The sequence below is a fragment of the Streptomyces roseus genome, from assembly GCF_001044425.1.
GTDB classification, from domain to species: domain Bacteria; phylum Actinomycetota; class Actinomycetes; order Streptomycetales; family Streptomycetaceae; genus Streptomyces; species Streptomyces roseus.
In genome coordinates, this window is the sequence record NZ_LFML01000074.1 from 1 (window position 1) to 12515 (window position 12515).

The window sequence follows — 12515 nt, forward strand, 5'->3', positions numbered from 1 at the left end:
GGTCACCGGCGCCCCGCCCGGGTCGGCCGCCCCGTCCGGGCCGGCCGCGCCCGCCCATCCCTCCGTACCGGCGCAGCGCCGCCCCGCCCCCGAGGTGACCGTCGCCGACCGGACCGCCGAGCAGATCGCGGTCGAGCTGGGGGGCGTCACCCGGTTCGTGGCGATCGCCGACATCGCGTACGTCGAGGCCCAGGGCGACTACGCGCGGCTGCACACCGACGAGGGCAGCCACCTGGTCCGCATCCCGCTCTCCACGCTGGAGGAGCGCTGGGCCGCCCGCGGGTTCGTCCGCATCCACCGCCGCCACCTGGTGGCGCTGGGCCGCATCGACGAGCTCCGGCTGGACGCCGGCACCACCAGTGTCCGCGTCGGATCGGCCGAGCTCCAGGTCAGCCGCCGCCACGCCCGCCAGCTGCGCGATCTGCTGATGCGCCAGGCCACCGGATAGCGCGCCGGGGCGCGCCCGCGACCCGCCGGCCCGGTCGGCGGGCCGTTCGGCCGACCGGCGGCCGGGCGGACCGCCGACCGTCCGGCGCGCGCGGGAACCGTTCGTCGCACCGGAGGTGACGTACGGCGCCCCGACGCTGCCGTCGGTCGCAGGGCGGCCCCGTCCGCCCGCTGCCGACCCGGCGCGGACCTATGGTGGAGCCGCCGGGAACGAGCGGGGGGTGGTGCGCATGGCGGAGATCCAGGCGCTGCTCGACGCGCTGACCGCGCTGCCCCGGACCCCGCCCGCCGGGCCCGCCGAGGCCGAGTCGCTGCTCGCGAGCCTGCGCAGCGCGGCCGCCCGCTGGGCCGAGGTCCTGTACGAGGCGAACGAGGGCGTCGGCCGGCAGCTCCCGCCCCGCGCCGAGGCGGCCCTGACCCTGGCCTTCCGCCGCGCCGAGGACTCGTACGTGGAACTGGAGATCGCGCTGCGCGACTGCGCCGAACACCGCGATCCCGCGCTCTGACGCGCCTTTTCGGCCGATGGGAGGGGTGGCGATCGGCCCGGTTCGCGTCTGTTGCCGGGTCCGGGGGCGTGCGTAGACTCCGGTACCCCCTCCCCCGGGCGATGAGGACGGAGCCGTGAACCAGACGTACGCGCTGACCGCGGTCACCGTCGTCGTCCTGGTCACGGTGCTGGTCGGGGCCCTGGGGCTGCGGATATCGCGGACCACCTCCGACTTCTACGTCGCCTCGCGGACGGTGGGCCCCCGGCTCAACGCGGCGGCGATCAGCGGGGAGTACCTCTCCGCGGCCTCCTTCCTCGGGGTGGCCGGACTGGTGATGCTCCAAGGGCCCGAGATGCTCTGGTACCCGGTCGGCTACACGGCGGGGTACCTGGTCCTGCTGGCACTGGTGGCGGCCCCGTTGCGGCGCTCGGGGGCGTACACGCTGCCGGACTTCGCCGAGGCCCGCCTGGAGTCGCTGACGGTGCGCCGGGTCTCGGTGCTGTTCGTGGTCGGGGTGGGCTGGCTGTACCTGCTGCCGCAGCTCCAGGGCGCCGGGCTGACCCTGGAGATCCTGACCGGCGCCCCGCACTGGGTGGGCGGGGTGGTCGTCGCGTTCGTGGTGATCGCGGCCGTCGCGGCCGGCGGGATGCGGAGCATCACCTTCGTGCAGGCCTTCCAGTACTGGCTCAAGCTCACCGCCCTGCTGGTGCCCGCCTTCTTCCTGCTCGCCGCGTGGGCCGGGGACGGGGCGCCGCGCGCCTCCTTCGACGCCCCCGCCGTCTTCCGCGAGCACACCGCCGTCACGCTGGCCGAGGACGTACGGCTCTCGCTGGACGCGCCGCTGGCGCTGAAGGTCACCGGTCAGGTCGACGGCCGCGGGTACACCGCCGCCCCTCTGACGCTGGAGCCGGGGGAGCACGCCGTACGGGCCGGGGCGCGGCTGGAGTTCGCCCCGCAGACCCCGGTTCCACGGACCCGGGCCGCCTCCGGGCCCGACACCGCGCGCTGGTCGCAGGCCAAGGAGGGGGACCGCCCGGCGCTCGGCCTGTACGCGACGTACGGGCTGGTGCTGGCCACCTTCCTCGGCACGATGGGCCTGCCCCATGTGGCCGTGCGCTTCTACACGAGCCCGAACGGCCGCGACGCGCGGCGCACCACGCTGGTGGTGCTGGGTCTGCTCGGCTGCTTCTACCTGCTGCCGCCGGTGTACGGGCTGCTGGGCCGGACCTACGCGCCCGAGCTCGCCCTGACAGGGGACGCGGACGCGGCGGTACTGGTGCTGCCGGAGCGGATGGTGGGCGGGGTACTCGGGGATCTGCTGGGGGCGCTGGTGGCCGGGGGTGCCTTCGCCGCGTTCCTGTCGACGGCTTCGGGGCTGACCATGGCGGTGGCCGGGGTGCTGCACCAGGACGTCCTGGCGACGCGCGGGGTCGGGACGTTCCGGATAGCGGTGCTCGTGGCGGTGCTGGTGCCGCTGGGCGGGAGCGTGCTGCTGTCGGACGTGCCGGTGGCCGACGCGGTGGGGCTGGCCTTCGCGGTGTCGGCCTCGTCCTTCTGCCCGCTTCTGGTGCTGGGCATCTGGTGGCGCGGGCTGACCCCGCCGGGAGCGGTGGCCGGGCTGGTCATCGGGGGCGGGGCGGCGCTGGGCGCGGTGCTGGCGACCCGGGCGGGGCTGCCGCCGGCGGGCTGGATGCACACGCTGATGGCGTGGCCGGCGGCGTGGTCGGTGCCGCTGGGCTTCCTGACGATGGTGCTCGTCTCGCTGGCGACCCGGTCGCGGATACCGGCGGGCACGGCGGCGACGCTGGCCCGGCTGCACCTGCCGGAGAGCGTGACGGGGGCCGGCTCCGCTTCCGGTTCCGGCACCCGCGCGGGCGGTGCTCCATGACCGGAGCACTGCTCACCGTGCTGGCCGTGGCCGGCGCGGCCCTGCTGCTGGGCCTGGGCTGGGCCGGCGGCCGCCGGCACGCCCGGCGCGGCGGGCGGGCGGGCGGCCCGGACCTGGGCACCCCCGTGGAGCGGGCCACCTTCCACACCCTGCACACGGCCTCGCTGGCCGCTCCCCCGCTGCGCGCCGGGCTCACCGAGGACGCCGCCCGCAAGGCCGCCAGACGGCTGCGCTCGCTGCTGGGCACGGAGGCCCTGTGCCTCACCGACCGGCGGTCCGTGCTGGCCTGGGACGGGCCGGGCGCCGACCACCACGAGCGGCGGGCGATGGCCCGGGTCGCCGTCATGCTGGACTCCGGCCGCAGCATGAGCGTGCGAACCGAGTGCACCCGCCCCGACTGCCCGCTGAAATGGGCGGTGTTCGCGCCGCTCACCGGCGAGGACGGGGTGCTGGGCGCCCTCGTGGCCTACGGTTCCCGGGAGTCCGCGGTGCTCGTACGGGCGGCCACGGAGGTGGCCCGCTGGGTCTCCGTACAGCTGGAGCTCTCCGAGCTGGACCGCTCGCGCACCCGCCTGATGGAGGCGGAGATCAAGGCGCTGCGCGCGCAGATCTCCCCGCACTTCATCTTCAACTCCCTCGCCGCGATAGCCTCGTTCGTCCGCACGGATCCGGAACGGGCCCGGGACCTGCTGCTGGAGTTCGCCGACTTCACGCGCTACTCCTTCCGCCGGCACGGCGAGTTCACCACCCTGGCCGAGGAGCTGCGCTCCATCGAGCAGTACCTGGCCCTGGCCGGCGCCCGGTTCGGGGACCGGCTGAAGGTGACCCTCCAGGTGGCGCCCGAGGTGCTGCCGGTGGCGCTGCCGTTCCTGTGCCTCCAGCCGCTGGTGGAGAACGCCGTCAAGCACGGGCTGGAGGACTCCACCGAGGAATGCCTGATCACGATCGCCGCGCGGGACGCCGGCGCGGAGGCGCTGATCACCATCGAGGACAACGGGGTGGGCATGGATCCGGCCGTGCTGCGCCGGATCCTGGCCGGCGAGGGCGGCGGCTCCTCGTCCGGCATCGGGCTGACGAACGTGGACGAGCGGATCCGCCAGGTGTACGGGGACGCGTACGGCCCGGTGATCGAGACGGGCGTCGGGGCGGGCATGAAGATCTCCTTGCGCATTCCCAAGTACCGTGCGGGCGTGCATAGTTCATGGCCCGGACAGCAGCCGCCCCGGTACTGACCACGGCCCGGCGGCAGCCGGGGGGACAGTCTTGGAGGTTCGCCGCGTGCGGGTCGGGCGGGAACGGCAGCGGGACGGGTTGCGGGACTGGGTGCGCGGCGGAGCGCGGGGCCGCGGCGGCCGCCTGCTCGTGGAGGGCGAACCCGGCGCCGGCCGGACGGCGTACGTGGACGAGGCGCTGGCGGAGGCGGCCGCCCTGGGCCTGCGGGTGCGCAGCGCCGCCGCCGAGCCGTTCGCCGCGGAGCTGCCGCTGCGGGCCGCACTGGACTGCCTGCACCCCGAGGGCGCCGGCCGGGCGGCCGTGATCGCCCTGCTCCGCGAGGCCAGGGCCGCGCAACAGCCCGGCGGGGCGTGGCTCGCCGCCGCGGACCTGCTGGTGTCCGGGGTCGGCGAGTGGTGTGCGCGGGGCCCCGTGCTGCTGGTGCTGGACGATCTGCACTGGGCGGATCCGGCCAGTCTGCTGCTGTGGCGGCGGCTGGGCCGGCTGGCCGACCGGCTGCCGCTGCTCCTCGCGGCGACCCGCAGACCCCTGCCCCGGCGCCCCGAGGTGGACGAGGTGTGCGCCGGGCTGGGCGCGGCCCCGGGCGGCCGCACGGTCCGGCTGGAGCCGCTGACCGGGGAGGAGTCGGCCGAGCTGCTGGGCGGTGTGCTGGGCGCGCCTCCCGGCCCGCGCCTGCGCCGGGCCGCCGCGCAGGCGGGCGGCAACCCCGCCCTGCTCCGTGAGCTGGCCGCGCACTGGTCCCCCCTGATCGAGACCACCGGCGCCGCCCTGGCGGAACTCCGCGTATCCGAGACGGAGTTGCCCGACCCGCCCGCTTCCCTCCCCCGGCGCCTCGGCTACCTCTCCCGCTCCGCCTACACCACCCTGCGCCATGCCGCCCTGCTCGGACCGGCCTTCACACCCCGCGAGCTGGCCCTCGTACAGGCCCGGCCGGCGCGCGAGGTGCTGGCCGAGCTGGAGGAGCCGCTGCTCGCCGGGCTGCTGGAGGACACCGGCGAGCAGCTGCGCTTCCGGCATCCCGCGCTGCGCCTGGCCCTGTACGCCGAACTGCCCCGGGCCGCCCGCTCCGCCCTGCACCAGGAAGCCGCCGCGGCCCTCGCCGGGGCCGGGCACGATCCGGCCCGCACGGCCGAACAGCTCCTCGCGGGCGGGGCGCTGGACCGGCGGGCCGTGCAGTGGCTGGCGGACTCGGCGCCCTCCCTGATCGCGGCGGCGCCCGGAGCCGCCGCCGAACTGCTGGAGCGGGCCGTCGGGCAGGCCGACCGCGCGGACCGGGAGGCCCTGGAGGGGAGCCTCGCGGACGCGGCCCTGATGCTGCGCCGCCCCGAGTCGGCGGGGCTGCTGGCCACCTTGCACGAGCGGGCCGCGGATCCCGGGGCCCGCGCGGCGCTGGCCTTCAAGCTGGTGTCGGCGCTGATGATCCAGGGGGACATGGGGAGGGCGCTGGCCGTCACCGAGGACGCGCTGGCGGAGCCGGTCCCCTCCCCCGCGCTGCGCCTGCGGCTGGAGGCCTGCCGGGTGCTGGCCCTGGCCGAACGGGGCTCCGCGGCCCAGGCCCGCGCCCTGGCCGTACCGGTGGTGGCGAAGGCGGCCCGGCTGGGCGATCCGCTGTGCGGGGCGGAGGCCCATCACGCGATGTCCTTCGCCCTGTTCCACCTGGGCCGGGGTCGGGAGTCGCTGCGCCACGTCGCCGAGGGGATCGCCTGGGCCCGGCGCGGCCCCGAGGCCAACGACATGCGGCTGCTGCTCTTGGCCAACCAGGCCGAGGGCCATGAGCGGTTCGACGAGCCCGAGCCGGTCGCGGCGGCGCTGCGCGAGGCGCGGGAGCTGGCGCTGGCCACCCGTTCGACGGGCCGGCTGGTGGTGACGGAGGCCCTGCAGGCCGCGTTCGACTACCGGCTCGGCGACTGGGACGCGGCGCTCGCCGGGGTCGACCGCGCGGACGGACTGCCCGTCTCGGACGGCTGGCTCCCGGTGGTGGTGCACGGGCTGCGGGCCCTCGTACGGGGCCACCGGGACGAGCGTGAGGCGGCTCGGGCCGAGCTCGCCCGGCTCCCGCCGGCCGCGTTCGAGGCCCCGGCGGCCCGCCGCTACAGCGGGCACGTACTGCTGGCCCGAGCCCTGTTGGCGGAGCGGGCGGGCCGCCCGGCCGACGCGGTGCGCGAGCTGCTGCCGGCGCTGGCGGACGGCCCGGTGGAGGCCCGGGCGTACGAACGCCCCTGGATCCTGTCGGAGATCGTCCGGCTTGCCCTGGAGTGCGGGGACACGGCCACGGCCCGGGCCGCGGTGGCGGCCTGCGGTCGCACGGCGGCGGCCTTGGCCGAGTACCCGGGGCCGGCGCTGGCGCTGCTGCGCTGCGAGGGGCTGTTCGCGCAGGACCCGCAGCTGCTGGCGCGGGCGCTGGAGCGGGCGCGGCGCGGCGGCCGGCCGCTGGTGCTGGGTCACGCGTGGGAGGACCTGGCGGTGGCCCGGGCCTGGCAGGGCGATCTGGCGGCGGCCCGGTCGGCGCTGGCGCAGGCGGTGGCCGCGTACGAGGACCTGGGCGCGCGGTGGGACGTCGTGCGGGCCGACGCCCGGCTGCGGAGCCTGGGGGTGCGGCGCGGCAGCCGCTCGGCGCGGCGGCGGGTGGCGAACGGGTGGGAGGCGCTGACTCCGGCGGAGCTGAAGGTGGCCCTGCTCGTCGCGCAGGGGCGTTCGAATCCGGAGATCGCGAGCGCGCTGTTCCTGTCCGCCCGGACGGTCCAGACGCACGTCTCGCACATCCTGGCGAAGCTCCAGGTCCGCTCGCGGGCGGCGGTGGCGGCTCAGGCGGCGACGCGGCGGTCGGGCCCGGAGGCGGCGCCGGAGCCGGGGCCGGCGCCCGGGCCCGGGCCGTAGCCGGGCATGGCCTCGCGCAGGGCCCGCAGGGCGTAGTACGTACGGGACTTGACGGTCCCGGCGGGGACTCCGAGCGCACGGGCGGCCTCGCACACCGAGGCACCGCGGAAGTAGATCTGCACCAGAACCGCGCGGTGCTCCGGGCTGAGGGTCTTCAGCGCCTCGCGGACGTCGAGGGCGGTGACGGCCTGCTCGGTGCCGTCCTGCGCGAAGGGCGCGTGGATGTCGAGGGCGTCCGGCCCGACCTCGGCGGGGCGCACCTGGCGGGCCCGGCGGGCGTCGATGGCGAGGCGCCGGCCGACGGTGTAGAGCCAGGGCCGCATGGAGGCGTGGTCGCTCTCCAGCACCTCGGGGTGTTTCCACGCGCGGAAGAGGGTCTCCTGGAGGAGGTCCTCGGCGCGGTGCCGGTCGCCGAAGGTGAGACCGAGGAGGAACCCGTAGAGGGCCTTGCCGTGCTCGCTGTGCAGGCGTGCGAGGGCGTGGGCGTCGGTGCGGCGGCAGAGGGTGGTGGTCGTCACGGGGTGCCCCTTCCAGGTCGGATGACCTGAGCGTGACGGAGCCGGCGCCCGGAGTTATCCGCCGCATGGCGTATCCGCCCGCCACCTGCGCCGACCGGTCGAACGGCACGCCGAACGGTCCCGCACGACGCCGGTGGCCCCGGACCCGTCCGCGAGGGACGGGCCCGGGGCCACCGGGAAGTGCGGGGACTAGCTCCAGCTGGCGTGCAGCGGCTTGCCCTCGGCGTAGCCGGCCGCCGACTGGACGCCGACCACGGCCTTCTCCTCGAACTCCGCGAGGGAGCCCGCGCCCGCGTAGGTGCAGGAGGAGCGGACGCCCGCGATGATCGAGTCGATCAGGTCCTCGACGCCGGGGCGGGAGGGGTCCAGGAACATTCGGGAGGTGGAGATGCCCTCCTCGAACAGGCCCTTGCGGGCGCGGTCGTACGCGGACTCCTCGCTGGTGCGGTTCTGCACGGCGCGCGCCGACGCCATGCCGAACGATTCCTTGTAGAAGCGCCCGTCGGCGGCCTGCTGGAGGTCGCCCGGGGACTCGTACGTGCCGGCGAACCAGGAGCCGATCATGACGTTCGAGGCGCCGGCGGCCAGCGCCATCGCCACGTCGCGCGGGTGGCGGACGCCGCCGTCGGCCCACACGTGCTTGCCGTGCTTCTTCGCCTCGGCCGCGCATTCCAGGACCGCGGAGAACTGCGGGCGGCCCACGCCGGTCATCATGCGGGTGGTGCACATGGCGCCGGGGCCCACGCCGACCTTGATGATGTCGGCGCCGGCCTCGATGAGGTCCTTGACGCCCTCGGCGGCCACGATGTTGCCGGCCACGATCGGGACCTGAGGGTCGAGCGCGCGCACGGCCTTGATCGCGTTGATCATCGACTCCTGGTGCCCGTGGGCCGTGTCGATGACGAGCGTGTCCACGCCCGCGTCGAGCAGCTGCTTGGCCTTCTGCACGAAGTCGCCGTTGATGCCGACGGCCGCGGCGACGCGCAGCTTGCCGTCGGCGTCGGTGGCCGGGGTGTAGAGGGTCGCGCGCAGCGCGCCCTTGCGGGTCAGGAGGCCGACGAGCCTGCCGTCCTTGTCGACGGCCGGGGCCAGCTTGCGGTGGCCGGCGTCGAGCTTGTTGAAGGCCTCGCGGGGGTCGATGTCGGCGTCGATGAGCAGGAGCTCCTTCGACATGACCTCGGAGAGCTGGGTGAAGCGGTCCACGCCGGTCAGGTCGTGGTCGGTGACGACGCCGACCGGGCGGCCGTCGGCGTCGACCACGACACCGGCGCCGTGGGCCCGCTTGGGCAGCAGGGAGAGCGCGTCGGCGACGGTCTGGGTGGGCGCCAGGGTGATCGGGGTGTCGAGCACGTGGTGGCGGGTCTTGACCCAGGAGATGACGTCGGTGACGACCTCGATCGGGATGTCCTGCGGGATGACCACGATGCCGCCGCGGCGGGCGACCGTCTCGGCCATGCGTCGGCCCGCGATGGCGGTCATGTTCGCCACGACGAGCGGGATGGTGGTGCCGGTGCCGTCGGGCGAGGACAGGTCGACGCCCTGGCGGGAACCGACCGCGGAGCGGCTCGGCACCATGAATACATCGTCGTACGTCAGGTCGTACGGCGGCTTCTGGTCATTGAGGAAACGCACGTGCTGAACATCCCAGTCGATCGAAGGATCCGGCTGCGGCCCCGACGGGCGGCCGGGGAAACGCACGTACTTCATTCTCCCATGGCCCGCGCTTCATGCCGCCCGGGCCGATCGTCCAGGACATTCCGGGCCCCGTGGTCTGTTCCTACGGGACCCTCGGCTCTCCCCGCGGGGCTTTGGTCCCTTACGGCACTTTGGTCCTCTCGCGGTGCACCGGACCGGGCCGGTGCGCCAGGGGCAGGATCGATCCTCCGTACCGGGCGGCCGTGAACTCGGCGGCGATCGACAGGGCCGTCTCTTCAGGTGTGGCGCCGCCGAGGTCCAGTCCGATGGGCGAGCGCAGGCGGGCGAGCGCGGCCGCCGGCACCCCCTCCTCGCGCAGCCGCCGCTCGCGTGCGGCATGGGTGCGCCGCGATCCCATGGCGCCGACGTAGCCGAGCGGGAGGCGCAGGGCGAGGGCCAGCAGCGGTACGTCGAACTTGGCGTCGTGGGTCAGGACGCAGACCGCCGTACGGGAGTCCACCCGTCCGGCCTCCCGTTCCGCGGCCAGATGGCGGTGCGGCCAGTCCACGACCACCTCGTCGGCGTCGGGGAAGCGGGCGGGGGTGGCGAAGACGGGCCGGGCGTCGCAGACGGTGACCCGGTGGCCCAGGAAGGACCCGATCCGGGCGAGGGCGGAGGCGAAGTCGATGGCCCCGTAGATGATCAGCCGGGGCGCTTCGGCGGCCGATTCGACCAGCAGCGTCAGCGGCTGCCCGCACAGCCCGCCCGCGGTGCCGAGTTCGGCGGTCCCGGTCCGCCCGGCCAGCAGCAGGTCCCGTACGTGCACGGCGGCGGCCCGGTCCAGGGCCGGCCCCCCGCCCAGGCAGCCCTCGTACGATCCGTCCGGGTGGACGGCGAGGGCCCGGCCGAGCTGCGGCGGCGGGCCGGAGACCACCCGGGCCAGCGCGGCGCGGCCCCCGCCGGCGGCGGCTTCCAGCACGGAGCCGAGGACGGGCCGCACCGGATCCTGCCCGCGCACCGGCGTGACCAGCACGTCCAGGATCCCGCCGCAGGTCAGGCCGACGGCGAAGGCGTCGTCGTCGCTGTACCCGAAGCGGTGCAGGCCGCCTTCGCCCGAGGCGATGGCGTCGAGGCACAGCTCGTGCACGGCGGATTCCACGCAGCCCCCGGAGATGGAGCCGAGCGCGGTGCCGCCCGCGTCGACGGCGAGCGAGGCGCCCGGGCCGCGCGGCGCGCTCCCGGTGACGGCGACCACGGTGGCCAGGGCGAATTCCCGGTGCGCGGCACACCACGCGCGTAGCTCCTCGGCGATGTCGAGCATCAGCGGATGTACTCGCGTCTCGCGCTCTGGCCGGGGATCAGCGGCCGCGGCGGCAGCACCGGAGGGCCGGTCCGCGGTACGGGAGCGGGCGCTCCGGTGCGCGGCCGGACGGCCGGGACCACGCCGACGACGGGCCGCCCGGGGGCGGGGTGGCCCTCGGGGACCCGGCCCCTGGCGCCGAGCAGTTTCGACGCGTGGGCGACGCTCGCGAGGGTGGCGTGGTGGTGCCAGCCGCGGAAGGAGCGGCCCTCGAAGTCGCGGATGCCCACGGGTTCGCAGGTCTCGGTGAAATCGAGGGACACCCGGTCGGTGAGCTTGGCGAGCAGGAAGAGCTGGGCCAGCGGCCGGTCCCCGATGTTGGTGATCCAGAACTCGGAGGGCAGCAGGGCGGCTTCGGTCCAGGCGCCGACGAGCAGCAGCGGGGTCGGCGGCATCGGCAGGGGCCGGTCCTCGCCGGGGGTCGCGAGGATGGCGGCCGAGGTCAGCAGGGTCACCGCTCCCTCGGCGCGGCCGTGCCGGGTCCACTCCACGACGCGGCGCTGTGAGCGCAGGGAGTCGATGAGTTCGCGGGCGGGTGCGGTGTGGGGTCCGGGCTTGTGGCGGCCGGCGCCGCCGAAGGAGACGGGCAGTGAGCCGTCGACCTTGAAGACGAAGGGGATGTCCTGCAGGGCGAAGGACTCGATGCTCTGCGGGATGTCGCCGTTGGCGACCTCCATCACCACGGGGCGGCGCTGGAGTTGCCAGGTGGCGGCCATCCGCTGGACGGCGTGTACGGCGTCCTGGGCGGGGGTGAGCGAGCGGGCGGTGTCGGGGATGCCGGCCCGCCGGCGGCGCATCAGCTCGTTCGTCCAGGGCCCCGGGAGGGTGAGGGTCCATTCGACGGGGAAGCTGGCCTCGCTGGAGGCGAGCCAGATGCCACTGGCCTGCTGGCAGTTGGCGGTGCGGCCGAGCTGGGGGACGAACTGCCGGCCGACCCCGACGGAGCGGTCGCCGGCCTTCTCGATGACCATGGGCTGGACCACCCAGGCCAGCGGGCGCTGGGCGGTGCGTTCGAGGTACTGCGCGAGGGAGCGGCGCACTGGGGTCCAGTCCCAGGGGGACTTGCTGATGAACTGCTGGAGGCTCTGCTCGACGGAGCTCGCGCCCGTTCCGGCGATGTTACGGATTGTTTTCTTCCCGCTGGTCCGCACGAGGCCGTTGAGATAAACGCGGGCCCAGTTTCGCTGGTCCCGCCGGGGTAAGGATTCGAAGAAAAGAGAGATCAGGACGTCAATCAATTCGGAGATTTCCTTCGTGGACTCCTCCGGCAGGACTACGCGAGCCATCTGGGCCTCCCCCGCGACCACTAGATCCAATACCCTACTTGACCGTACTGAGCGGCCGTAGGCCCCGGCGGCTACTTCCTGAGGTCGCTCACAGATTCGAGCCGCTCTTCCTCTACCACGAGGGGGATGGGGATCTGGTTCGCCGCATAGTAGAGCGCGATCAGGAAGTGTGCGGCGAGAGTGAGGGGAGCGGAGAAGAAGGACAGGAGGACGGTCATGGGGTACGCCACGGCGCCGAGGCCGAAGCGCACCCGGGTGGCCCGGGCGCCGTCCCTGTCCACCCGCTCGTGGAAGAGGTGGCCGACCCGTGTGACGTACCACCAGAAGGCCAGGAACGCGAGCGCGTAGGCGACGGTGACCGAACTGTAGAGGACCGCGGCGGCGTTGGCGGAGCCGCCCTCTTCGACGAGGTGCTCGGCCAGCACGGTCGTGGTGTACGGAATCACCGACACCACCATCAGCACCAGGAGATTCAGGAACAACAGCGGCCGGTCGACCCGCTTCAGGTGGCTGAAGATGGTGTGGTGATTCACCCACATCACACCGATGATGAGGAAACTCACCACGTATGCGGCATAGTGCGGCCACTGCTGCGCCACCCCGTGCCAGAAGTCCGATCCCTTTTCCTCCGGAACCTTTAATTCCAGGACCAGAATCGTGATGACGATCGCGAATACGCCGTCACTGAAAGCCTCGACACGTCCGGTTTCGCGTTCCATGACCTCCCCTTTGCCATTTCACAGGGCAAGCGTTCCGGCCGACGCCGTTCCGGTCGCCGCAGGA

General features: G+C 74.6%; 10 protein-coding genes. 5 read left to right on the plus strand and 5 right to left on the minus strand.

Features of this window, described 5'->3' with window-relative positions; genetic code table 11:
* The 5 genes from ACS04_RS18900 to ACS04_RS40055 all read left to right on the plus strand — a co-directional run.
* Positions 1–448 (plus strand): LytR/AlgR family response regulator transcription factor (locus tag ACS04_RS18900; RefSeq protein ID WP_048477832.1); only part of this gene is annotated, 448 nt, incomplete at its 5' end.
* 229 nt (positions 449–677) lie between these two features.
* Positions 678–953 (plus strand): hypothetical protein, encoded by a 276-nt coding sequence (locus tag ACS04_RS18905; protein WP_048477902.1) that lies wholly within the window; start codon positions 678–680, stop codon positions 951–953.
* Between the two features lie 115 nt (positions 954–1068).
* On the plus strand, positions 1069–2823 hold the full coding sequence (locus ACS04_RS18910; RefSeq protein ID WP_048477833.1) for a sodium/solute symporter: 1755 nt from the start codon (positions 1069–1071) through the stop codon (positions 2821–2823).
* The gene (locus ACS04_RS18915; protein ID WP_048477834.1) at positions 2820–4055 is read left to right on the plus strand and encodes a sensor histidine kinase; all 1236 of its coding nucleotides are present in this window, start codon (positions 2820–2822) and stop codon (positions 4053–4055) included. The genes ACS04_RS18910 and ACS04_RS18915 overlap by 4 nt, the downstream gene beginning before the upstream one ends.
* A gap of 46 nt (positions 4056–4101) precedes the next feature.
* Positions 4102–6933, plus strand: coding sequence for a LuxR C-terminal-related transcriptional regulator (locus ACS04_RS40055; protein ID WP_053080822.1), 2832 nt, complete (start codon positions 4102–4104; stop codon positions 6931–6933).
* Here ACS04_RS40055 and ACS04_RS18925 read toward each other — a convergent pair.
* The 5 genes from ACS04_RS18925 to ACS04_RS18945 form a co-directional block, all read right to left on the minus strand.
* Entirely contained in the window at positions 6861–7451 is a 591-nt protein-coding gene (locus tag ACS04_RS18925; protein ID WP_048477835.1) for a sigma-70 family RNA polymerase sigma factor, read from the minus strand. The genes ACS04_RS40055 and ACS04_RS18925 overlap by 73 nt on opposite strands.
* A 189-nt stretch (positions 7452–7640) precedes the next feature.
* On the minus strand, positions 7641–9083 hold the full coding sequence (locus ACS04_RS18930; protein WP_209441727.1) for a GuaB1 family IMP dehydrogenase-related protein: 1443 nt from the start codon (positions 9081–9083) through the stop codon (positions 7641–7643).
* A 184-nt stretch (positions 9084–9267) separates the two neighbouring features.
* The gene (locus tag ACS04_RS18935; protein WP_048477836.1) at positions 9268–10407 is read right to left on the minus strand and encodes an XdhC family protein; all 1140 of its coding nucleotides are present in this window, start codon (positions 10405–10407) and stop codon (positions 9268–9270) included.
* On the minus strand, positions 10407–11732 hold the full coding sequence (locus ACS04_RS18940; RefSeq protein WP_078864972.1) for an IS701 family transposase: 1326 nt from the start codon (positions 11730–11732) through the stop codon (positions 10407–10409). The genes ACS04_RS18935 and ACS04_RS18940 overlap by 1 nt, the downstream gene beginning before the upstream one ends.
* A 71-nt stretch (positions 11733–11803) precedes the next feature.
* Positions 11804–12451 (minus strand): TMEM175 family protein, encoded by a 648-nt coding sequence (locus ACS04_RS18945; protein ID WP_048477837.1) that lies wholly within the window; start codon positions 12449–12451, stop codon positions 11804–11806.
* Between the last annotated feature and the right edge of the window lie 64 nt (positions 12452–12515).

Bases quoted from the DNA above. Each gene is read 5' to 3' on its own strand.
- ACS04_RS18945 (WP_048477837.1), bottom strand. From the start codon at position 12,451: ATGGAACGCGAAACCGGACGTGTCGAGGCTTTCAGTGACGGCGTATTC.
- ACS04_RS18935 (WP_048477836.1), bottom strand. From the start codon at position 10,407: ATGCTCGACATCGCCGAGGAGCTACGCGCGTGGTGTGCCGCGCACCGG.
- ACS04_RS18905 (WP_048477902.1), top strand. From the start codon at position 678: ATGGCGGAGATCCAGGCGCTGCTCGACGCGCTGACCGCGCTGCCCCGG.
- ACS04_RS18915 (WP_048477834.1), top strand. From the start codon at position 2,820: ATGACCGGAGCACTGCTCACCGTGCTGGCCGTGGCCGGCGCGGCCCTG.
- ACS04_RS18940 (WP_078864972.1), bottom strand. From the start codon at position 11,732: ATGGCTCGCGTAGTCCTGCCGGAGGAGTCCACGAAGGAAATCTCCGAA.